The 22,660-nt window shown below is 39.3% G+C and carries 25 protein-coding genes; 10 read left to right on the plus strand and 15 right to left on the minus strand.

Annotated elements, in window-relative coordinates:
* Nucleotide 1: 1 nt before the first annotated feature.
* From ABJF57_RS09385 to ABJF57_RS09395, 3 genes are all read left to right on the plus strand, one after another.
* Nucleotides 2-1,372, plus strand: a complete 1,371-nt coding sequence (locus ABJF57_RS09385; RefSeq protein WP_462234573.1) for a sigma-54-dependent transcriptional regulator — start codon at nucleotides 2-4, stop codon at nucleotides 1,370-1,372.
* Complete coding sequence (locus ABJF57_RS09390) at nucleotides 1,372-2,823, plus strand: PAS domain-containing sensor histidine kinase (protein ID WP_462234575.1); 1,452 nt, start codon at nucleotides 1,372-1,374, stop codon at nucleotides 2,821-2,823. Before ABJF57_RS09385 ends, ABJF57_RS09390 begins: the two co-directional genes overlap by 1 nt.
* A 173-nt stretch (nucleotides 2,824-2,996) precedes the next feature.
* Nucleotides 2,997-3,506 carry a Dps family protein gene (locus tag ABJF57_RS09395; protein WP_462234577.1) on the plus strand — a complete coding sequence of 170 codons (510 nt, stop codon included), beginning with the start codon at nucleotides 2,997-2,999 and terminating at the stop codon, nucleotides 3,504-3,506.
* A 19-nt stretch (nucleotides 3,507-3,525) separates the two neighbouring features.
* On the opposite strand, the gene ABJF57_RS09400 is transcribed toward ABJF57_RS09395, so the two are convergent.
* From ABJF57_RS09400 to ABJF57_RS09410, 3 genes are all read right to left on the minus strand, one after another.
* Nucleotides 3,526-4,566, minus strand: a complete 1,041-nt coding sequence (locus tag ABJF57_RS09400) for an endonuclease/exonuclease/phosphatase family protein (RefSeq protein ID WP_462234579.1) — start codon at nucleotides 4,564-4,566, stop codon at nucleotides 3,526-3,528.
* A 71-nt stretch (nucleotides 4,567-4,637) separates the two neighbouring features.
* Nucleotides 4,638-4,796 carry a DUF1328 domain-containing protein gene (locus ABJF57_RS09405; RefSeq protein ID WP_462234581.1) on the minus strand — a complete coding sequence of 53 codons (159 nt, stop codon included), beginning with the start codon at nucleotides 4,794-4,796 and terminating at the stop codon, nucleotides 4,638-4,640.
* A gap of 11 nt (nucleotides 4,797-4,807) precedes the next feature.
* On the minus strand, nucleotides 4,808-5,245 hold the full coding sequence (locus ABJF57_RS09410) for a hypothetical protein (RefSeq protein WP_462234583.1): 438 nt from the start codon (nucleotides 5,243-5,245) through the stop codon (nucleotides 4,808-4,810).
* Between the two features lie 207 nt (nucleotides 5,246-5,452).
* On the opposite strand from ABJF57_RS09410, the gene ABJF57_RS09415 reads away from it, so the two are divergent.
* From ABJF57_RS09415 to ABJF57_RS09430, 4 genes are all read left to right on the plus strand, one after another.
* Nucleotides 5,453-5,887, plus strand: coding sequence for a YtxH domain-containing protein (locus ABJF57_RS09415; RefSeq protein WP_462234585.1), 435 nt, complete (start codon nucleotides 5,453-5,455; stop codon nucleotides 5,885-5,887).
* Nucleotides 5,888-5,976: 89 nt separating this feature from the next.
* On the plus strand, nucleotides 5,977-6,177 hold the full coding sequence (locus tag ABJF57_RS09420) for a CsbD family protein (protein WP_462234587.1): 201 nt from the start codon (nucleotides 5,977-5,979) through the stop codon (nucleotides 6,175-6,177).
* A 1-nt stretch (nucleotide 6,178) separates the two neighbouring features.
* Nucleotides 6,179-7,087 carry a mechanosensitive ion channel family protein gene (locus ABJF57_RS09425; RefSeq protein ID WP_462234589.1) on the plus strand — a complete coding sequence of 303 codons (909 nt, stop codon included), beginning with the start codon at nucleotides 6,179-6,181 and terminating at the stop codon, nucleotides 7,085-7,087.
* 26 nt (nucleotides 7,088-7,113) lie between these two features.
* Nucleotides 7,114-7,473 carry a hypothetical protein gene (locus ABJF57_RS09430; protein WP_462234591.1) on the plus strand — a complete coding sequence of 120 codons (360 nt, stop codon included), beginning with the start codon at nucleotides 7,114-7,116 and terminating at the stop codon, nucleotides 7,471-7,473.
* Between the two features lie 145 nt (nucleotides 7,474-7,618).
* Here the strand turns inward: ABJF57_RS09430 and ABJF57_RS09435 are convergent, their stop codons facing one another.
* From ABJF57_RS09435 to ABJF57_RS09445, 3 genes are all read right to left on the minus strand, one after another.
* Nucleotides 7,619-9,967: an ion transporter gene (locus tag ABJF57_RS09435; RefSeq protein ID WP_462234593.1), complete on the minus strand. Its 2,349-nt coding sequence runs from the start codon at nucleotides 9,965-9,967 to the stop codon at nucleotides 7,619-7,621.
* Between the two features lie 64 nt (nucleotides 9,968-10,031).
* Nucleotides 10,032-11,153 carry a magnesium/cobalt transporter CorA gene (gene corA / locus ABJF57_RS09440; protein WP_462234595.1) on the minus strand — a complete coding sequence of 374 codons (1,122 nt, stop codon included), beginning with the start codon at nucleotides 11,151-11,153 and terminating at the stop codon, nucleotides 10,032-10,034.
* Between the two features lie 38 nt (nucleotides 11,154-11,191).
* Complete coding sequence (locus tag ABJF57_RS09445; RefSeq protein ID WP_462234597.1) at nucleotides 11,192-12,526, minus strand: hemolysin family protein; 1,335 nt, start codon at nucleotides 12,524-12,526, stop codon at nucleotides 11,192-11,194.
* Nucleotides 12,527-12,663: 137 nt separating this feature from the next.
* On the opposite strand from ABJF57_RS09445, the gene ABJF57_RS09450 reads away from it, so the two are divergent.
* Genes ABJF57_RS09450 through ABJF57_RS09460 form a run of 3 tightly spaced genes read left to right on the plus strand, consistent with a single transcriptional unit; the run spans nucleotide 12,664 to nucleotide 14,943 of the window.
* Nucleotides 12,664-13,101, plus strand: coding sequence for an ATP-dependent zinc protease family protein (locus ABJF57_RS09450; protein WP_462234599.1), 438 nt, complete (start codon nucleotides 12,664-12,666; stop codon nucleotides 13,099-13,101).
* Entirely contained in the window at nucleotides 13,098-13,994 is an 897-nt protein-coding gene (rimK, locus tag ABJF57_RS09455) for a 30S ribosomal protein S6--L-glutamate ligase (RefSeq protein WP_462234601.1), read from the plus strand. Before ABJF57_RS09450 ends, rimK begins: the two co-directional genes overlap by 4 nt.
* Nucleotides 13,995-14,001: 7 nt before the next feature.
* Complete coding sequence (locus tag ABJF57_RS09460) at nucleotides 14,002-14,943, plus strand: succinylglutamate desuccinylase/aspartoacylase family protein (protein ID WP_462234603.1); 942 nt, start codon at nucleotides 14,002-14,004, stop codon at nucleotides 14,941-14,943.
* 114 nt (nucleotides 14,944-15,057) lie between these two features.
* On the opposite strand, the gene ABJF57_RS09465 is transcribed toward ABJF57_RS09460, so the two are convergent.
* From ABJF57_RS09465 to ABJF57_RS09505, 9 genes are all read right to left on the minus strand, one after another.
* Nucleotides 15,058-15,618 carry a hypothetical protein gene (locus ABJF57_RS09465; protein WP_462234605.1) on the minus strand — a complete coding sequence of 187 codons (561 nt, stop codon included), beginning with the start codon at nucleotides 15,616-15,618 and terminating at the stop codon, nucleotides 15,058-15,060.
* A 159-nt stretch (nucleotides 15,619-15,777) separates the two neighbouring features.
* Nucleotides 15,778-16,611 carry a universal stress protein gene (locus ABJF57_RS09470; protein ID WP_462234607.1) on the minus strand — a complete coding sequence of 278 codons (834 nt, stop codon included), beginning with the start codon at nucleotides 16,609-16,611 and terminating at the stop codon, nucleotides 15,778-15,780.
* A gap of 52 nt (nucleotides 16,612-16,663) precedes the next feature.
* Nucleotides 16,664-16,864, minus strand: coding sequence for a hypothetical protein (locus ABJF57_RS09475; protein WP_462234609.1), 201 nt, complete (start codon nucleotides 16,862-16,864; stop codon nucleotides 16,664-16,666).
* Entirely contained in the window at nucleotides 16,848-17,525 is a 678-nt protein-coding gene (locus tag ABJF57_RS09480; protein WP_462234611.1) for an RNA polymerase sigma factor, read from the minus strand. The genes ABJF57_RS09475 and ABJF57_RS09480 overlap by 17 nt, the downstream gene beginning before the upstream one ends.
* Before the next feature lie 68 nt (nucleotides 17,526-17,593).
* Nucleotides 17,594-18,451, minus strand: coding sequence for a mechanosensitive ion channel family protein (locus tag ABJF57_RS09485; RefSeq protein WP_462234613.1), 858 nt, complete (start codon nucleotides 18,449-18,451; stop codon nucleotides 17,594-17,596).
* Nucleotides 18,452-18,497: 46 nt separating this feature from the next.
* Nucleotides 18,498-19,328 carry a mechanosensitive ion channel family protein gene (locus tag ABJF57_RS09490; RefSeq protein WP_462234615.1) on the minus strand — a complete coding sequence of 277 codons (831 nt, stop codon included), beginning with the start codon at nucleotides 19,326-19,328 and terminating at the stop codon, nucleotides 18,498-18,500.
* A gap of 114 nt (nucleotides 19,329-19,442) precedes the next feature.
* Nucleotides 19,443-20,252, minus strand: coding sequence for a patatin-like phospholipase family protein (locus tag ABJF57_RS09495; protein ID WP_462234616.1), 810 nt, complete (start codon nucleotides 20,250-20,252; stop codon nucleotides 19,443-19,445).
* Between the two features lie 256 nt (nucleotides 20,253-20,508).
* Nucleotides 20,509-21,690: a cation:proton antiporter domain-containing protein gene (locus ABJF57_RS09500; protein ID WP_462234618.1), complete on the minus strand. Its 1,182-nt coding sequence runs from the start codon at nucleotides 21,688-21,690 to the stop codon at nucleotides 20,509-20,511.
* A gap of 3 nt (nucleotides 21,691-21,693) precedes the next feature.
* On the minus strand, nucleotides 21,694-22,659 hold the full coding sequence (locus ABJF57_RS09505) for a mechanosensitive ion channel family protein (protein ID WP_462234620.1): 966 nt from the start codon (nucleotides 22,657-22,659) through the stop codon (nucleotides 21,694-21,696).
* Between the last annotated feature and the right edge of the window lies 1 nt (nucleotide 22,660).

The raw sequence follows: 22,660 nt of genomic DNA on the forward strand, positions 1-22,660 counted from the left end.
GATGAAAAAAATTCTAATCGTAGACGATGAAGCTGATATCTGCCTTTTGCTGAAGAAATTCTTTACAAAGAAAGGGTTTGAAGCTGTTACTGTTTCCAATGGTGAAGTGGCGATAAGTCACCTGAAATCGTATGAGACAGATTTAGTTATCTGCGATTTCAAATTACCTGACTACACGGGCCTTGAGATTTTGCAAAAAGTCAAGATCATCAATCCGAAAACACAAGTGATTATTATTACAGGATACTCCGATGTAAAGGTGGCAGTAGACGCACTGAAGAAAGGAGCCTATGACTATGTGACAAAACCTTTGTATCCGGACGAAATCCTGATGACTGTTCAAGATGCCTTGAAACAAGACCCGGGTGAACACTATGAAAAATCAAATAAGCCAGCTCAGGTGTCCAAAACGGAGTTCATCGTCGGTCCAAGTCAGCAATCGCAGACGGTGCAAAAGCATGTTAGCCTGATTGCACCTACAGAAATGTCCGTGATCATTTTAGGAGAAACAGGTACCGGAAAGGAATATATTGCCAAGTCCATTCATAAAAAAAGTAAAAGAGCGAATCAGCCATTCATTGCAGTAGACTGTGGAGCATTGCCGAAAGAGCTGGCAGGCAGTGAATTGTTTGGTCATGTAAAAGGAGCTTTTACTGGAGCCCATAATGACAAAAAAGGGAGTTTTGAATTGGCAAATGGTGGCACACTTTTCCTAGATGAAATTGGAAACCTGACGTATGAAAATCAGATCAAACTTCTAAGAGTTCTGCAGGAGCGTGTGATTAAGAAAGTGGGTGGAACAAAAAACATTCCCGTTGACATAAGGATTCTTGTCGCTACCAATGAGAACCTGAAAGATACCATTGCTTCTGGCGAATTCAGAGAAGATATTTATCATCGCCTGAATGAGTTCAGAATTGAATTATCACCAATAAGAGAAAGAGCCGAAGATATTTTGCATTTTGCTGGCCACTTTTTGCAATCATCCAACCAACAATTAAACAAGCAGGTGGAAGGGTTCGATGAGAACTGCATTAATGCACTTAAAAGCCATCATTGGCATGGGAATTTACGCGAGCTTCGCAATGTAGTTAAGCGCTCAGTGTTGCTGTGTCAGTCGTCTCATATTGATACCTCGTGCCTCCCAGCAGAGATTACCGATGGCTCGGTTCTCAAGGAAGGATCCATGGAAGTTTTTTTCAATGGAACGATTCCGGGTAGCCTCAAAGAAGTTGCCGAAGAAGCCGAGAAGCGAGCTATCCTAGAAGTATTGGAAAGAACCAATAACAACAAATCCAAAACGGCTCAGATGCTTGAAGTAGATAGAAAGACACTTTACAATAAGTTAAAAGCCTACAACATTGACATTTGATGCTAGAAGAATTTAAAGACAAGGGAACAAGTTCAACAGAAGCACTTCTAAAAAGCATATTGGATAGTGCATTCAACGGCATCATGACCTTTAAGTCTGTTCGTAATGAAAATAATGAAATCATTGATTTCGAATGGCTCTTCGTCAATGATGTTGCCGAAGAAATCACTGGGAAAAAATCAGATGAATTGCTCTGCTCCAAACTACTTGACATAATGCCAGCAAATAAAGAAACCGGACTTTTTGATCGTTATGTGAAAGTAGTTGAGACTGGAGAGTTTGACACGTTTGAGCAATTCTATCAAAGTGAGAAAGTAGACAAGTGGTTTAGAATATCCGTGGTAAAATTAGGAGATGGCTTTACAGTTAATTTTCAAGATATATCAGACCATAAAGGAGCATTACAAGAGACAGTTGCCAATGAACAAAAGTATCGGCGGTTATTCGAAGAGTCTATAGACCCTATTTTTCACGTAGATGAAAATTTTCAGATTCTAGATACAAACCCATCATTCCAACGGCTGTTCAACTATGCTGATGACGAATTAGTTTGTATGAATTTTCGGCAACTCTTTTCTGATCGTGCTGATTACAAAGTACTTCGGAAAATATTGCTTGATAAAGGAGCAACTGACGAACTCGAAGTAGAGCTGGTTCATCGGGTGGGAGAAAAAAAATCGTGCATTGTGAACTGCGCCTCTATACGTAATGAAGATGGCGAACAAACATTCATAGGGGTGATACGAGATATGACCAAAAGAAAGCAAGCAAATCAAGAAATGATTCAGGCAGAAAAGCTTTCGATGACCGGTAAAATTGCCCGTACGATTGCACACGAAGTACGTAATCCGCTAACCAATCTTACGCTTGCACTGGAGCAGCTAAAGGATGAAGTACCCGAAGAGCTTGAGGATGCAGAACTTTACTTCAACATTATAAGCCGCAATGCAGACAGAATCGGAAAACTGATTACCGATCTGCTGAATTCCTCAAAGCCAAAAGAACTGCAACTCAAAAGACACTCGTTGAATCAGCTAATAGAGGAAGCGCTGGATTTGGTGAAAGACAGACTCAACTTGCAAAGCATGAAACTTGGAAAGTCCCTAAGTGAGGAGCTACCATCTATCATGCTGGATGGTGACCAAGTGAAAATTGCTCTGCTGAATCTTTTCATTAATGCAATTGAAGCAATGAAACCAGAAGTTGGCAAACTATCAGTTAGTAGTTCCCTTGAAAATGAGTTGCTCACCATCAAGATTCAAGACAATGGAAAGGGAATTTCCAAAGAAAACATGAATAACCTATTCGAACCCTTCTTCACTGGGAAAAAGGAAGGAACAGGATTGGGTTTGACCACCGTTCAGAATATCATCCATAGTCACAATGGGAAAATTAAGGCAGAAAGTGAAGTAAGAAAAGGAACATCCTTTATCATCACATTCCTCACTTAGATACATCATAATTGACTCCAAATCCATTCTTGCTGTAGAAACTGTTCTACATCTGTTGAGTAAGAGCCCCATCCGATGGCTCATTATCAGCTACTGCGTCTTATATAGCTTTTGGTATTCTTTTTTCTCTATAGATACTATCAGAATGAGAACTAAAAAAGTTTAATATAATTATGAGCAATGAAATACATGAAATTAAGAAATCATCTAGAAGAACGTATACCAAACTTGGGAATACGAAATTAGAAACTGCCGAAATTGTAGAAGCCTTGAATAAGCTTTTGGCCAACTATAGCGTACACTATCAGAAGCTGAGAAACTTCCATTGGAACGTGAGAGGCGGAGACTTTTTTGAAATTCATGAAAAATTTGAAGATCAATACAACTTTGCTAAAAAAGCAATTGATGACATTGCCGAACGGATTCGAGTCTTTGGACAAACTCCGCTGAGTACCATTAGAGACTACTTGGAAACTAGTGAAATCAAGGAATCCGGCACAGACCTAACGGCAATGGAGATGGTAAAGGAGATCCTTAAGGATTATGAGATTTTGCTTGAGTTTATGTTCCACGCTATCGAAGAGGCTCTGGACAAAAGAGACAGTGGTACTGAAGATCTCATTAAAGGTTTTGCGAAGCAGACAGAGAAGAATCACTGGATGCTGACGGCTTTCTCTAAATAGGATTGTCGCCATCTAAGTACTACCTGACTTGATTCAGCTTATCTGCAGCTTCATTTCTATCATCCACGTCAGGCTTTTCGATGTTGGATTTGGCTTCTAGTGAGGGGGCATAGGTAAGCTCGACGTAAATGGGGAAGTGATCTGAATTGAAGTTATCAAGAAGCTCCATTTTCAAAATCTTAAAATGGTGGCTAAGAAATATATGATCCAAAGGCCATCTTAAAAGGGGATACTTTGCGTGATATGTATTGAAAAAACCTCTTCCCATCCGCGGATCGAGTAGTCCACTTATTCGGATAAAGAGCCGAGATGTATGAGACCATGCTACGTCATTCATATCGCCTGCAACGATCACAGGTAGGTCTCCCAACTTTGACTCCCTACCGACTAAAATAAGTTCAGCATCGCGTGGAGTAGACGTTTCATTTTCTGACGGAGAGGGAGGTTTGGGATGCATTCCAAAAAACTGAATATCCTGACCACTGTTTAGTGTAAAGACGGTCTTGAATGATGGCACATGCTCCTCCACCAAAAAACGTACCTCCGAATTCTTCAACTTTAGCTTTGAGAACATCAGCATCCCATATGTATTATCCAAAGGATGAAGTAGATTATATCTAAACTGCCCCAGAGACTCGCTGATACCATCAAGCCACTTTTGATCTGCCTCTACAATTAGCAAGATATCAGGATCCTTCTCAGCTACAATCTTCAAAAATCCTTCGTAGTTTTCATTGTACATCAGCACGTTTGCTGAAATGATTTTTATGCGATCACCTTCAACTGCATCAAGAACTTTTTTAGCGGCCAGATTTAGATATGGAAAAATGACCCATAAGCGAAAAATGACCGCAATAACCAAGAGGCCAATAAGAATTAGCTGGGAGGTTGTAAAGGTCAGTACAGGTATCCATGCTACTAAAGTGAGCAGTGTAAATACGGTAAACTGAACATATGGGAAATCAAAACCTCTTATAACCCAGTGACCAATTCTCAATAATGGAACCAGAATGGAAAGCAAAGCAATGATTGAAAGAACAGTTAAGATTGTAACAAGCATGGTCCTTAGTGTATGGACATAAAAAAGCCGATAGCTTAAAGCTACCGGAGTTATTTCAAAAGTCTGTTTATTTATCCAAATACATCAGATACAAGGGAGACAATTAAAAGTATCACAAAAATGAAAAAGAAAACCCTTGCGATACTAGCAGCGCCTCTTGCGATCTTGGTAAAGCCCAATACGCCGGCGATAACTGCAACGATGATAAAGATAATAGTGTAAGAAAGCATAGTTGTATAATTTATATAGTTAAAAGTGAAGTTGATTCTAATGCTCGTTTCAGTGCGATTCGCTCAACCTTATTGGTTATTTCCAGCCAATTGATCTTCATCGACCGGATATACTCCTGACCTGCCAGTGCGGTGGTAAAACCATGGATATCTGCTAACTTTTCAAGCACAACCTGATCTTTTACACGAACTCCTCTCACGAGTTTCTGAACTTCGGCAAGAATTGTTTCAGACTCGCCTAAAATAACAGGCTGGTTCTTTCTGTTTACAATCACAAAAACTCCCTTTATATCTGTAAGCCTTCCTATTTTATGTAAAATGGTTTTTATACCATTTCCTTCCTCGTAGAAATCCTGAAGAGGATACCCGTCCTTAAGCTTCTCGTGATAAAGCTTCAGTTTACGCTGTATTTTAATTGTGCGGTCACGAATTGTTTTTGGGTTGATCATAGCAAGTGTTTTACTTCCTTAGGTAGAAAAATCATTCCAATATGGAATCTGAAATTTCAGGGCACTATGATCAGTGATTGTGTAGAGACAATTCTACAGGTGTTGATGCTATGCTACGCCTAATGTGAAGAATTTACCCCTTTAATCCCCTTTATTGTAATGGCACACTTTTTCTACTGTTAGTGATGAATCAAAAAAGAACTGCATATGAAAAGTACATTATTTAAACATTCTCTAATGTTGGTGAAAAGTCTTACCCTGGTTGTCATCTTGTTGGTCCTGGCGGCTTGCTCAAACACAAAAAATGAAAAGCTAGCTTTGGAATTTGACCAGCAAAAGAAAGAAACAGTTCAGAAACTTGAGCAAATGGAATCCGAGATCAATGAAGCTATTGAAGATGTGGAAGATAAGCTCAATATCAATGAAGGTCCAATAGAGCGGAATCTTGAAAAAGCTAAATCAGGATTGGAAGACAAAAGAAAGGACATTAAAAAGTCACTTGAAAAAGCTAAGAACTCTACACAAGATACGTGGGAAGAAGTTAGGTCTGACGTTGACGCAGTAATGAAAGATGTTGAAGAGGGTTTTAATAGCCTCAAGAATGACATCAAAAACTCTCTTGAGGAGATAAGTGGTAATTAATAATATCCTACGATAATAGACGAGAATTTCATCGCAAAGATGAAATCTCAAAGATGAAATCTCAGTTTTTAAACTTAAAACAACAAATTATGAACCTCGAACTAAGTGGAAATTGGAATATCCTGAAAGGGAAATTGAAGGCAAAGTATGGAAATCTTACAGATGATGATCTGACTCTAGCTGAAGGAAAAGAAGATATTTTAATAGGAAACCTTCAAAAGAAGCTTAACAAAACCAAAGCTGAGATACTAACGGAACTCAGTGATTTAATTGAAGTCAAAAAATCTTAAAATGAAATTTGATATTAATGAAGGTATTAATATCGCGTTAGGGAAAATTGAAAGCTGGCTAGAGTCACTAGCCAGCATGTCTCCCAACCTGGTCGTAGCGATATTAATCGTGATTGCATTCTTTTACGTCGCGCGATTGACGCGAAAACTAACAGGCAATGTCTTGAACAGGTTTTCCGACAGAGTTGCGGTCAACAATCTCTTTACTACGATTGTACATATCCTAACGATCGGAATTGGAATAGTCATAGCTCTAAACGTATTGCAGCTAGAGCGGACAATCACATCACTCTTAGCAGGAGCGGGTATTCTTGGTCTAGCTATGGGGTTCGCCTTTCAGGATATTGCCGCAAATTTTATATCAGGAATACTGATGGCTTTTCGACAACCCATCAAGGTCGGTGATATTATCGAAACGAACGATTACATGGGAAAGGTTGAAAAAATTGACCTACGAGTGACGGGTTTGAGAACATTCCAAGGATTGAACGTGACTATTCCCAATAGAGATGTTTTCCAAAAACCGCTTACCAATTATACCAAGACCAATGATCGACGGATAGACCTTGAACTTGGAGTTTCGTATGGAGACGACTTGGAAAAAGTAAAAGAGCTAGTTGAGAAGACCATCTGCAGTTTGCCTTTTCTTCTAAAAGGTAGAGAAGTCAACTTGTACTACGATGAATTTGGCAGCAGCTCTATAAATTTTAAGGTGATGTTTTGGATTGAATATCCTGATCAACCAAGATTTCTAAAGGCCCGAAGTGAAGCGATCATTGCAATAAAGAAACTTTTTGATGAGAATGACATCACGATTCCATTTCCTATTCGCACACTCGATTTTGGAATAAAAGGAGGTGAGAAACTTTCAGAAATGGGAATCTCCCACCATAGTAATGGAAAAGAATAAATTAGTAAAAATTAAACTACAATAGTATGAAAAATAAGATCATTGTATCAATATTAATCTCAGCAACTCTTCTGCTAATCTCAACAGAGGGTTACTCTCAATTATTTCCAACCAAACTCAAAGTAACTGTAATAGATGGGTTGGGCAATTTCACAGAAAATGCAACAGTAACCTTATACTCATCCATCGATGACTATCGAGCCAATGAAAAGGCAGTAATGACTGGTAAAACTGATGAAAAGGGAAGAGTGAAATTCAAGGACTTAAAACCAACCATTTACTTTATTGATGCTAGAAAAGCAGATAAGAATAACTATGGAGAAGGTGTGAAAACTGGGCCCATTTCTAAGGGCAAAACGAATAAGGTGAACATAGTAATAGAGTAGAACGCAGGGTTTAGCTAAACCCTCGATTTGTGAGACTCATGAATCCCATGCGTTTTGAGAGACTCTCCTACTCCACCTCTAGATTGATTTTTTCTAGATTAGAAAACCACCGTTTTATTGGCTAATCTCTCTCATTCAGCAAAGCTCAATTATCACTTGCAGTCAACTCCTCCCCACAAATTCGACAATAATTGGAGCCCTCAGGATTGTCTTTTGATTTACATCTCGGGCAGCCTTGCTTTTCGGTATTTTTCTCTTTTACAGCCTGAACAACCCCTGCAGCCACCAGTCCGGTGGGAACAGCAATGACCCCATATCCCAGAATCATAATAATCATCGATATGAATTGACCAATGGGAGTTTGAGGTGAAATGTCTCCATATCCCACAGTAGTAAGTGTTACCACCGCCCAATATACTCCCCTAGGAATGCTTGTGAAACCATTTTCAGGACCCTCAATTATGTACATAACAGATCCCATGATGGTGCAAACAATAAGAACAAAGAATAGAAAGACAAAAATCTTGTTGGCATTGGTCTTAACGCCTTGTGCAAGCGAATTTGCTTCACCAAGAAACCTCACCAGTTTCAGCACCCTGAAAACTCTAAGCAACCTTAGTAAGCGAATTACACCCAATGAAGAAATATTGACAAAGATTAATTCCAGGAAAAAGGGAAGGATAGCAAGCAGGTCAATAATACCCATTCCACTAAAAACATAATTTTTAGAATTTGATGTTGTCCAGATTCGTAACGCGTACTCTGTCGTAAAAATGATGGTGATGATCAATTCGAAAGTGATCAATGTCCCTGACCAAAAGGCTGACAGCCCACCAACGCTTTGAATCATCACAATCCCTACGGACAAAACAATAAGCACTAAAATGAAAATATCAAAAAGAATTCCTTCGAGTGTTTTGGTTTCGAAAATGACTTTGTACACATATTTCTTCAGTGCTAGGTAGTCCCTATTATCTCGCAACGGAACTTTCTCGGGATTCTTTATCAGCCGGATAACAGTTCCCAATCTTTGCCGGAAAAATTGACTCTCCTTAGTCAAAATTGGCTTTACTCCCACCGTTCGGGTCCACCTGATAAAGAGCGCTTTTAAAACTTTGACCAGCTTTCGATAGCCAGTAATCCGAATAAGCGGATACAAAATCCGTACTTTATAGAAATAATCAAGTCTGATCATCCATCTTCTTATTCGGCTTGTAGATGGATCGATGGATGGGGTGAATTCCGTTCCTCTCCACTTTGGTACATACTCCTCCTCTTCATCATCTTCTGTGATACTATTTAGGATCAATCCGAAGGTCATCAATATCCCTGTTGCTAAAATGATAAACAATAAAATTCCAGGGTCAAATAGTTCGGTTTGAAAGGTGACAGGAATAGCATAGAACAGCAAGACTGTGATCAATCCTCTTGGAGCAATCCAAATCTGTGGCGAAAGATCCCGACCTACGAAAATCCTCAGGAGGATAAAACGAATGACAAAAATGGATCCAACAAGGGCAAGGCTCACTTTTAGAACTTCCAGATTGTACAAACTAGAAACCAGTATACTGACACCAAAAATCACAAAGAAAAAAGTCCGTACAATGAAGGCCGTTTCTCCTGTAAGTATGTGCAAGCCATGCTCCATTTCCTTGAATTTCTGCGGTTGAAGTATCCGTTTAAAAGGACCCCTGAAAAAAAGCTTTGAATTGCTCACCACCAGCCCGAAAACGAGGATGATTATGAGCGGAGAAAGGTGGAATGTTTTGGCAATCGCATAAAGAAGCATGAGTACCGAGATCAGCACAAAGAGTTTGGCGTCTTCCCTGATTTTCTGAAATATGATGAGAAGCAGATAGCTTACTATAATTGCTATTGCAATAGTAATTATTAGGTTCATTGCAAATGCGCCAACCGGATTCCCGGCAGGAAGTCCCTCAGCAACAGCGATTTCATTCTCAAAATATGAAATGAGAAAGTAGAAAAGCATGATGCCGATGATATCTGAAAAGGTGCTTTCATATATATGGAACTCACGTTTCTCTTCCGAGAGGTTTTCTACACTTGGGATTATGATGGCGCTTGAAAGAATAGAAAGAGGTGTCGCATAGAGGAACGATTGTGCCAGGGTCAGCTCGGGAACCATGTAGGAAAGAATCATTGCCGCAGCATAAGTAGATGCACCCAAACCTAGAATAGCAATCAAAAGGGATTTTAAAATGATACCAATTTTACTTCGGTGAAGTTTGAGATCAAGGGCGGCCTCTAGTACGATCATTATCAAACCAAGTATCCCAAGGACCTCCAGTACCGGAAAGAAGTCAGGGCTTTCTATTTCCAGGTAAGCCAATCCATACTGGATTCCAACACCAAGTCCAATCAGTAAGAGTACTGATGGAATATTTGTTTTCTTCGCAATTGCTACAAATAAGAAAGAGACAAGAATAATCACAGAAGCTGCGATTATCATGGTATAGGGTCCAAATTCCAGCATTAGTAGTTGGTTTAGTTTTAAATGTCAGGCAAAGTCACACTCAGATAAAAGACAATAACGGGCTCTAAAGCCACTTTTTCCTTTTAAAATAGATCGCCATTCCGATGAAAACCATTCCCATCACCCCCCACGTTACGAAGTAGCCGTACTTGTAGCCTAGTTCTGGCATGTTCTCAAAATTCATCCCGTATACTCCGGCAATGAAAGTAAGAGGAATAAAAATAGTGGCGACGGTTGTCAAGACTTTCATTGTCTCATTCATCTTTTGACTCAGAGATGAGAAATAAATATTAGTCAGCCCCTCGAGGGATTTTGTAGTTGACTCAATCTCCTCGATTGCGCTCAAGCAACTATTTGTAAGATCCAGAAAGTATTTGATATTATTCTCATCAATAAATACGGTCTTTCTATTTTGAAGTGCTCTTAACGCTTCCTTAAATGGGTTGAGTGATTTTTTGACCAGTTCAGCCATTTGCTTGAGCTGCTCCAATTTTACTAATGAATCTTGTGTTGGATTTGTGAGTACAATTTTTTCAATTTCATGTATTTCATCATTAATGGAATCAATGGTTTCAAAATAATTATCGAGAATAGCATCCAGCAATTGATAAAGCAGGAAGTCCGACCCCTTCTTTCTAAGAAGCCCAAGTTTCTCGACGATCTTATTTCGAATGTGGTTAAAATGATCTCCAACCTTTTCCTGAAAGGAAATCACATAATTTTTCCCTAAAACAAACGACAAATGCTCAACATCAAGCTGGCCGTTTTCACTCTTAAGTATTGATTTAATGCTGAAGAAAAGATAATGATCGTACTCTTCTACCTTTGGTCTGAGTGTAGTATCCAGCGTCTGACGAACCGTGATTCGGTCAAGGGAAATGCTTTTGGCCAATTGCTCAATGATCTCAACTTCATGTAAGCCATGAAAATTGAGCCAATGGTTTTTTTTATCGCTCAGTTTGTTAAAGAAATCAAAACTTTGAAGGTTGTCTTTAGATTCAACTTCCTCTAGATCGTAGATGTACAATTGCGTTTGAACTTCATCAATCTTTTGTTCTCCTATAAACGCGATTTCTCCCTTACCCTTAGCTTCTGTTTTAATCTCCAGCAAATTCAATGAAAAATCGGTCAATGATTTTAGTCCTGAAAGGATTATTTTGTCTGGTCTGATATCGAATTGTTTCATTTCTTCAGCTTATTCTAAAGGCACATTATTTCCAAATGTTAGATGGAGGATTCATCCACAAGAATCGTTAAAACTACTTTGGTAGCTCGTATTCCATCCACTTCTATTATTTCGGCATCAATATTTTTGTCCTTGCTAAGTTTTATTTTCTTTCCCTTTTCCAATTTATGGCCAGCTTTTTCCACGATTAATCCTGAAAGGGTGTCAGCATCATCGGAATCCAGGTCAATATCAAACCTAGTATTTAAATCATCTATCTGTACATCCCCATTAACCAAATAGGTTCCATCTTTTTGCTCGACAATGTCCGCATCTTCAATATCAAATTCGTCATGAACGCTTCCTACTAATTCTTCCAGAACATCTTCCAAAGTCACAATCCCAAGGATTGTTCCGTGCTCATCCATCACAAATGCGAGATGTTGCTTTGCTTGTCTGAACTCCTGAAGCAGCTTACCCAACAGAATGTTCTCTGGGACCTGCATTGCCGGTCGAAGTATGGATTTCAATTCCAGTTTATCTTCCTTGTCATAGCCGATCATGTCTTTGATGTGTACCACACCGATAACTTTATCAAGCGATCCCTCACAAAGCGGAAAGCGGGTATGCCTTGAAGTCCGAGCATACTCGAGGTTTTCAGTAAATGATTTTCCAGCATCCAAAAATTCAACTTCAATTCTGGGTTTCATGATTTGTCTTGCAACTTCATCATCAAAACGAAATACCGCCTTCAACAATTTGTGCTCATTCTTACTTAACTCTCCCTTGGCGTACGCAATCCCCAGGGAGGCCTGAATTTCTTCTTCTGTCAGCGGCGAATCGTGATCATCTGCATCCGTAATCCCTAACCATTTCAGGAAAACATTGGTGATACTGTTTAGCACATACATGAATGGATAGAGAACCATATAAAATCCTTTGAGTACCAACGCTGATCCAAGAAAGACCGGCCCTGGTTTTCTGATCGCATAGATTTTTGGCACCTGCTCACCGATCACAATGTGAAATGCAGTAATGGTTGTAAAGGCAATGGTAAATGCAATTCCATGAATGAGCTTGTCCGAAGTAACGCCTAAATCCTGAATCAAGGGCGTGATCAAATGAGCAATGGCTGGCTCACCAATCCATCCCAGCGCCAATGATGCCATTGTGATACCTAGTTGACATGCTGATAAAGCTAGGTTCTGTCTTTTGAATAACCACATGGCAGTTATCGCAAAGGGTCTTTTTTCTCTTATCAACATTTTGATTTTACTCTTACTTATCTTGACAAGCGCAAACTCTGCGGCTACAAAAAATCCATTCAATATTATGAACATTATCGTTAGCCCGATATTAATGCCATCCATTGCGTAGCTCGCTTCGGCTTCCATTATTATTATTTTTGGTGTTAAGTTACCTCCTAAGGAAGTATTTGGATTGAGACTCCTGAATTCGATTTGGTCACTTTTCAGTGAATGTCAGGTAGAATGTGACCAATCTTTCCTTTTGGGTCTAAAGAGCAAATAGAATGAATGTTATTGGAAGAAAAGATAAAATAGATTTGCCGGAACTGGAACTCTTCAATATTGAAGCAAAAATAGATACTGGTGCATACGGATGCGCCCTACATTGCCACGAAACCGAGGAAGTTCTCCGTGATGGGAAAAGAGTTCTTTCATTCAAAGTATTGGATCCGGAGCATCCAGAATTTGCAGAGAAAGATTTCCATACTGCCAACTATAGTTCTAAGTCAGTGAAAAACTCTTCCGGAGAAAGTGAGAACCGTTATACAATCGAGACCGTCGTTATTGCTTTCGGAAAGAGGAGAACGTTGGAATTTTCATTAACAGATCGAAGTGAGATGAGATATCCCGTTTTGCTTGGTCGAAAATTTCTTGCAGAGCAGTATCTGGTAAATGTTCAACTGAAAGACTTGTCCTTCACACAAAAAAATGAGAAAAAATGAAAATCGCAGTATTATCAAGAAATCCAAAACTCTACTCCACCCGAAGGTTGTTAGAGGCCATAGAGCAGAAGGGACATGAAGGACGCATCATCGACCACCTGAAATGTGACATTATAATGGAAGACTCTGGCCCCTCCATTTACACCGATGGGGAGAAACTCACCGACATAGATGCCATTATACCCAGGATTGGTGCCTCTGTGACCTTTTATGGTACTGCTGTAGTAAGACAATTCGAAATGATGAATGTTTTTAGTGCAGTGGAATCTTTAGCAATTACCAGATCAAGAGATAAACTGCGAAGCTTGCAAATACTATCCAGAGCAGGCGTTCGGCTTCCAAAAACGGCATTCACCAATTCCAGTAAAGGAGACAATAAAGTATTGAAGCACATTGGGCAGGCTCCCGTGGTAATCAAACTTCTCGAAGGAACTCAGGGTCTTGGAGTCGTTTTGGCTGAGACAGATAAGGCGGCTACTTCAGTAGTTGAAGCATTTGAAAGTCTTAAAACACGAGTGATTTTACAAGAATTCATTAAAGAAGCTGGAGGTGCTGATATACGAGCGTTCATCGTAGATGGCGAGGTAGTTGGCGCTATGAAAAGGCAGGGGAAGGAAGGTGAATTCAGATCAAACCTTCACCGCGGTGGTAATGCCAATATTATCAAATTGAGCCGCGAGGAAAAGTCTACAGCTCTGAAAGCGGCAAAAAGCATGCGACTTGCAATTGCAGGTGTTGACATGCTGCAATCAAAAAGGGGACCCTTGGTTTTAGAGGTAAATTCTTCTCCAGGCCTTGAAGGAATCGAAAAGGCAACCGGCGTTGATATTGCTGGAAAAATTATTGAATACATTGAAAAATCAGCGACCAAAAAAAGAAAAACAGACGGATAATTTGAATATGGAACCAATAACTATTGCCGGTGAAACGATCGATCCGGGCAAGGAAAAGCAGATTCTAGCTGTTATATCAAAACTTCCGACAAGAACAGAGATTGAAATTCCCATTATCGTTAGTCGCTCAAAGAAGCCGGGCCCGACACTGCTACTCATGGGCGGGATGCACGGAGATGAAATAAATGGAGTGGAGATAGTAAGACGATTGATTGCCAATAGGTATAACAGACCGGAGATTGGAACGGTTATTTGCATTCCGATTTTCAATGTCTACGGGTTTCTCAATTTCTCCAGACAGGTTCCCGATGGTAAAGATGTGAACCGATCCTTTCCGGGTACCAGGAGCGGCTCTCTTGCGAGTCAACTAGCTTTTCATTTCCGAAAAGAAATACTTCCTGTTATTGATCTCGGATTGGATTTTCATACTGGTGGGGCGAGAATAAACAACTACCCCCAAATTCGCGGACTCATGGATAATCCTAAAAACCTAGCAATGGCAAAGGCATTTGGAGCTAAATACATCATTAACTCGCCCTTAAGGGAAAAATCACTGCGAAAAGAAGCTGGTAAGCTCAATAAAAGCATTTTAGTGTACGAAGCAGGAGAGTCTCTTCGACTAAGAAAGCATGCCATTGATGAAGGAGTAAATGGAGCTTTGAGAGTCATGAAGCATTTAGGAATGAGGTCTGAGGCCCCGAACACCATAGGTGAGCCAATAATGATCTCAAAATCGAAATGGATTCGCGCCCGAGCAGCTGGTCTTTATTATTCCTATGTAAGGTCAGGTGAACAAGTTGAAATAGGACAAAAGCTGGGGCTAATTGCAGGTCCATTTGGCGAATTTGAAAGACCAATTAAAAGCACAGTTAAAGGCCATGTCATAGCTGTAAACAATAATCCGGTTGTAAATCGAGGAGACGCACTGATGCATATAGGTGAAGAGTAATTAACTCATATTCCTGCAAGTTGTGAATTAGGAAACCAAAAAAATATGCCTGTGATGAATATCACAGGCATTTCTAGTGGGAAGATTTAAATCTTCCAGAAATCTTAAGAGGGATTATTTCTTGATCTCGTCCAATATTTCTGTTGCTCCTTCTACTCCTTCTTTCAGCGCTCGTTTTACTGAGTTAGCAGCTTCATCCCCGATATCTTTTGCCGCTTCAAGAGCCGCAATAATGGAGTTTTTAGTAGCTGATACAGTATCACCGCCAACCTGTTTTACGGCACTAATTGATCCTTTCACCGCTTCTACAGCTACTTCCCCAATGTCAATTCCCAGTTCCTTACCAGCATGCAGTGCCTGGCTCACAGAGCCTTGAACTGCATCCTTTTGCTCAACTCCCGCGTCCATTGCTCCTTGAACAGCTCCATCAACAATTCCCTTGACCAATTTCACAACACTGGTTCCAATTGACCCAACTCCTTCGAATGCACCTTGAACAATTGAAGCAGGGATCTGAATGCCTTTCACAACCAGATCAGAGGTTCCTTTGATGGTATTAACCGCGAGATCCTTCACAGAACCTACAATGCTACCACCTAAGTCGGCAGTTCCTGAAAGTGCACCTTTTACACCCCCCTTAACGCCATTTACTAATGAAGAAAGAATATTTCCCATAATTTTTGTTGTTTTCGTTCCAACGGCGTCCTACCAAAGTGATGATCCTGCAGTTGATGATTTAATTTTTTTTTGTTTGATGTTAAGACTGTGAAAAGGGAATAAGTCACAGTTTTATTCCAAAGACTTGATTTTCTTAAGATCCGTAAGCAAAAATGCTCACCCAAAGTGGTATGTCAGAACAGGGCGATCAACATGTTCAGCTACAATCTCTGCCAGATCACCACCATTGATGAGTCGTCGTATGCCTGTCTTCTTGTGAACTCCTATTGCAATAAGATCCGCTTTCACCTGGTCGGCATAGTAAATGATACCATACTCTTCATCCTCGTGATTGTACGTTTCAATTGTATAATTTTCAATTTCGTATTTGTCAATCAGCGTTCTTAGATCTACCATAGTATCCAAATCATTAGCATACTTATCTCTGGTGTTAATTTTCACTATATGCAGCTTGGCATTGAACAATCTTTGAATTTGCTTCAATAAATGGATCAATCTGGGATGTTCTTCTTTCAGATCCGTAGCATAAACAATATGTTGAATTGGATTCTCCTCTATGGCCTGATTTACTGTAATTACAGGAGATTTAGATGTTCTTACAATTTTATCAGTCAGAGACCCTATAAACAAATCATTATCATCCCCCTGTCCTTTTTCGCCCATTACAATTAGTTCTGCTTTTTCCCAAATTGCTGTGTCGCGTATCTCTTTGTAGGGATCACCTATTTTTCTTACTATTTTAATTTTTACATCATCATGAGCACTTTTTAAAGAATGTAGTTCATTGTCTATTTTTCTAACAAGTTGAGCGACAAACACATCTTCCATTCCGTTTTCTAGATTTTCCCCTATTGAGGAAAACGATGCTGAAGGAGGTTCGATGACATGCAGTAAAATAATTTCCCCTCCTGATGCCTTTGCAAAATTTTTAGCAATGAAAAGTGCGTTATATGAGACAGTCGAAAAATCAGTAGGAACTATAATTTTCATTTATTAGTATTTGATTTTAGACAGGATTTTCTTGAAAGGTCACAAAATAATACTATCCATCTTCGGAATCTGAAGATGGATCAATCAGCTTATTTGCTGTCTTTGCCATATCTATAGAGAACAGCTTTCCGACATCTGTCATCAGGTGCGCATAACTAATTGTCGCCATTACCTCCCTCTTCAATTCAGGAGGCAGCTCATCTACCTTATTGATGAGCTTGAAAGGGTTGATGTCTTTATTTTCGTTCTTCATAAAGCTTAATCAGTTTTGCTTTCGTCCTTTTCAATTTCATCTTTACAGCACTTTCTCCGGCATTCAACAAACCGGCTATTTCCTTGATAGAAAGGTCATCCTGATACTTCATTAACAAGATGCTTTTCTCTGCAACACTCAACTCATCAAGCAACAATTTCAATGTTTCAATGTTGATCTCCATAATCTCCTGATCTGAAAGGTCGTCTTCAGACTCAGGCTGTTGTTCCTCATACTTGAGTGCTTCTGATAAATTTTGCTGCTTTTTCCTTTTTGCCTGATGATCAACGCAATAATTAAAAGTGATCGCATATATCCAAGTCGAAAATTTCGATTTTTTGTTGTACTTGGAAAGATTCAAATAAATCTTAACGATTACATCATGTGCAAGATCCTTCGCTTCAGATTCATCTTTAGTAAAACTTAGACACTTTCTAAAAATCTTGAGTGCATATCGATCATAGATTTCCTCAAAAAACTCAGGCCTTTCAGATTCAAGGATCAAATCTATAATCTCCCAGTCTGTAAGACTTTTAGTTTGCTTTTTTGTGTAAATCTGTGAGGATTCGATAAGAGAAGTCTGCTTGGTAAGTATCCACAAATTAGTCCAAAAAATGCTAAAGATGCCTCTTAGAAATGTTCGTGATCTTATCAAAACCATTGACTGTACCCTAGTTCAGTTTTAAAATTGACAATCGCATAAAAGTCTCGCTTTTGCGTGTTAGAAGTTCATGTCCTTCGATCTGAAACAGGAACCTCAACTGTAGTTCGCAAGTGCAGATCTCTTTGCGGAAATGGAATCTGTATTTTATTGTCTAAGAATTTCCTGTTTATCTGCATTCGTATGTCACTTTTGACATCTTCTATTCTAAACAGATTTTCACTCCAAAAGAGTACCTCAAAGAGTAACGCTGACTCTCCAAAATCACTAAATCTGGCCGTGGTGTTTCTAGTTGAATCAACGTCCTTGTGCTCGTTTGCAGCTTCCCTTAAGAGCTCTGCTACAAGGTCTACGTTAGATCCATAAGCCACGCCGACATTCAAAGAAAACCTGGCTTCTTTTTTATTATGAGACCAGTTGGTGACACTTTCATTAACAATCTTGGAGTTGGGTATGATCATGATGATATCACCCCGTGTCTCAATTTTTGAGGTCCTCAGTCCAATTTCCCTAACTTTTGCTACAAGGCCTTCTATCTCTATTATATCACCAACTTTTATAGTATGCTCAGTAAGTATGATAAAGCCACTAACAAGATCATTAAACAGTTGTTGCAGACCTAACCCAACCCCAACCAATAGCGCAGCAGATCCTGCAAGCAGAAAGGTGATTTTTATCCCAAAACTTTCAAGAACTAAAGAGATGGCTATAACAATCAGGACGTACTTGCAAATTTGATAATAAGCAATAGCCTGGCCTTCCTGAACTCTCCTAAACAACCTCCCTTTATATAACGATTTCCTGATGAGCACTAGCGCCAATCGGGTCAGTAGATACGCCAGGAGTACAAAGAGAATACTAGAAACTTTAACGGAATATTCTCCAAACCCTAACAGTTCATAATTCAGAATCTCTTGTGTTGACATATCTAATTAGCTTAATACTAACATCAATAATTCTTTGCCTCGCTTACTATAATTTTGACAAATTCACCCTATCTGTAAGCAAAGTTTTTACAGGAATCACTACCGTTCCATTCTTAGTTGTCAGAACACAACTGGTAATATCAATTTTTTGAATGACTCCTTTCAAATCACCAATCTCAATCTCCTGACCAGCATGAAAGTTGCTTTTTGAGTAAAAAGAAGACAGGATATTTGTTAAAATATCCCTGGATCCAATTCCGAAAGAAACCGCAAAAGCAAGTACAACACCTCCAACGATTACTGTCACATTAGAGGTCAAAACACCTGTATCGATACCAGCCTGATTGAGAGATGCTAATGAGATAATTACAATAATGAGGTAGAAGGCAAAACTACTGATGATTCTGGAGGATGCGACAGCCAATGTATCCAGAATACCTCGAAGACCCTTTTTGACGAAAGTAGCAATATAATAGCCAATGACGAAGACAACAATAGCACTAAATAATTGAGGAAGGTAGCCCAACAAGTCACTTATCGATTTCGATACTACTGCCCATCCTAACGTATCTGATGCGGTGACAAAAAACAACAAGATAATTACCCAGTAAACAAATTTTCCTACAACTTGAGATGGGGAAATTTCGATCTTGCTTTCGCGCATCATCTCATCAAGATTTAATTTTTTTGAAAGCTTGTTGAAGCCTATAGCTTTTAAGGTTCTGCGAACTATATATGAGGTGATTTTCGCTATCACCCATCCTAGTAGAATCAGAAAAAGGGCACCCAAAATATTTGGCAATGCGGTCATAAAGGACTCTCCCAGCGCCACCAGGGATTGAAAGCCCACTTGTGTTAGATCTGTGATCTTATTCATGGTATTGGTTTTTTTGTTAGAAGATAAGAAAGTTGTATTGTTGAGACCAGAAAGGTTGGTATTGGTCACTTTTTTCGTTACAAAGAAAAAAAACTTGAGCTCTTCTAATGTCTGTCAATCTAGAACCCTGCTAAGATCAGCATTTTGAATAGATTCATACCCGATTTCAAACAGTTCGTCTGCCTTCTTTATATCAAAAAGATCGTATTCTCTAATTCCATTCGGCTCGATAAAAAGGGTACAGTCTTTTTGAAGCTCATTGTTTTGAGCATTCACACTCAATTGAAATGTACGTGCAGATATTTTTACCAAATTGTCCAGATCATCCGTCTCTTCAATAGGGCTAATGCTGATCGCAATTACTTTGGTGCACTTTTCCAACAACGGCTTCAGTGGAAGATTATCCATGATCCCACCATCGGCACACTTACATCCATCTATCTCTACTGGCTTAAAAATAAAAGGAATGCTACCTGATGCAAGAACTGCATCGACAAGATTGCCCTTAGTTAGATACTGAACGATTCCCTTATTAAGATTTGAAACCGTTATTATTAGTGGCGTTCTCATGTTTTCAATTCGATCTATTGAAATCTCTTTTGCAAGAACTTTCCCAAGTCCGTCCAAACTAAACAGCCCTTCTTTGGGCCACTGAATTTTGGAGTATCCAAAAAGATCTTTTTCCTTCAATAAATCGTGAATTTCTTTTGGTTCTTTCCCTGATGCAATAAATGCGGCAACCATCGCACCGGCACTCGTTCCTGCTATCATGTCTGGTCTGATCCCTTGCTCGCTTAACCCCTGTATGGCTCCAAGATGAGCGAACCCTCGAGCCCCACCCCCCCCTAGGGCAATTCCTAATTTATGAGGCTTTGAATTCTGGTCACTTGATCCTAATTTTCTAATAAATGATTTAAAACTCATGGTACGAAGGGGTTGTTTGATTCCTATGGGTGTTACCCAACATTGATAAAAGTACTGCAATAAATATCCCTGAGTACGTTTGATCAACAATCACTCTCAACAAGAAAGTACATTTCTTTAGACCGTAAAACAGATTAATTGGAACTTACCAACTACTATCCCACCTGTACAATCAAATAATTCTCAACCTTCCAAAATGCTTTTTTTATCCTTAGTGGTTAAGATATTTCTCAAAGGATTTTTTCTGGGGATGATGTTAAAGAAGAGTATCCTCTTTGATTTTCAGAATTTTTTTAGTGAATAAGGTCCAGAATGGGCTGATAAGAATAGTAATGGAGATGATAATAATCGTCAGTTGGTAGCTGAAGGTAGACATGATGTCTGAATGGTATCCAAGAGAGGCCAACACAAAACTGAACTCCCCAATTTGAGCAAGAAAAGATCCACCATAGATGCTATGCCTCCATGAATTTCCAAGCATTCTTAGAGATATCGCATTGATACCATGATTACTCAAATAAACTCCCAGAACCAATAATGAAATGATCATCCAGTTCTTTATTAGAAATTCAATATCAATCAACATTCCTATTGACAGAAAGAACACGGAAATCAAAACCACTCGAAAAGCATGCAGACTCTTATTAAGCCATTTGGTTGCCTTGGAAGAATGGATGAATAACCCTGCTACAAATGCGCCCAATCCAGCAGACAGTTCAAATATGGAGGTAAGGAGTGCTAACCCAAAGCATACGATCAGACTAGCAAATACTTGAAGCTCGTGATCGTTCTTTAACTGTTTGCTGAAAGGCAAGGTGATGGTCTGCTTCTTTAGTAGGTAAATCAAAAAACCGACGATTAAAACTCCTCCAGTTAATTGTAATCCCACCTGACTTAGTTCAACTGATCCACCTGTAAGAAACGACATGATTATGATCATTGGAACGATCAAGATATCCTGCGTAAGCAGGATACTAATGACATTTTGCCCAATTCGGGTTTTGCCAATCGAATTATCCTCAATAAGCTTAATAACAACTGCCGAACTACTTAGAGAGATGATGAATCCTAGAAGTAATATTCTATTCAACGACCAGCCGAGATAATATCCGACAACCAGGATAAGAAGTATGCTTATCAAAACTTGCAGGCCTGTACCAAATAAGGCAATTCTCCACTTGGCAATGAAATCTTTCAGGGAAATTTCCATACCAATGAAGAACATCAGAATAATGAGCCCAAGCTCGCCGATGACCTCAGCTGTTTCATATTCGGTTACCAGCCCGAATCCTGATGGACCTAGAATAACGCCAGTAAGAATGTATGCGATGATATAAGGTTGATTTACTTTTTTCAACAACAATCCCAGTAGTAGAATCACTCCGCATACGGCGAGTAGTACGTTTAACTGAGTACCGAGCGCATTGAGTAATACCATATCTTATCTGTTATCCGGTAATATAATCTTTGCTTCAAGTAGTTTTTTAACTACAAGTTCTGTCACCTCACTTTTGAATTTGAATTCATCTCGAATATCAAGTACGTACGCTTTGATCTTCATTTTGAGCAAAGAGTTTTGCATTTGGTACTCATTATTAAAAATCACAATGATAGGCTTATTCAAATAAGCATAACGAGAAACTTTAGCCGCTTGTAATGCAATCGATCTGGACAAAGCGATGTCAGCATTTATTGGTAGATAAATCTCTGTTGTCACCTGACAATTTGGTTCTCCAGCATTGGCGTTTGAGACAGAATGGCTCACAACCTCTCCATTTGGAATAGTAACAAGGCTATCATCTGGAGTAACTATACGTGTGGACCTTAACCCAATTTCAACGACTTCACCATAATGATCGCCAATCTCGATTTTGTCACCAACCTTGAAAGGTCGATCAAATAGTATCATAACACCTCCAAAAATATTCTTTATTATATCTTGAGCTGCAAATCCAACTGCTACTCCAATGGATGCAGAAAAGGCCAAAATAGTTGAGGCTGGGGGTTGAAAGATGCCTGCCACAATTAAAAAGGTCAGTGAGGCCCAACCAAGAATTTTCACTACCGGAATGAAACTCTTGATTCTAATTCTATAATTAGTGCTTCTCTCCGCAAAAATCCCAAGAACTCTGGCAAAGAATCTGATAAATAAGTAACCTACAATGAGGAAAATAATTGACCAGAATATCTTTGAAAACGAAATTAGCTCTGAGATATCTGGTGGTCCGCTTGTAGACGAGATCTTATCAATAATCTTATTTTGATCCTTGGCTGTAGAGTCAATAGCCTGCTTGGCAGCTGTAACCGTTACATTGTTCTTATTTCCTTTATTCTGTACAGAATCTGTTTGCGCTGAGAGACTTGCAGTGATTAGAAGTGAGAGCAATATGATTGTAAACTTCTTCATG

Origin of the sequence: Ekhidna sp., assembly GCF_039940915.1 — a bacterium.
Taxonomy (GTDB): domain Bacteria; phylum Bacteroidota; class Bacteroidia; order Cytophagales; family Cyclobacteriaceae; genus Ekhidna.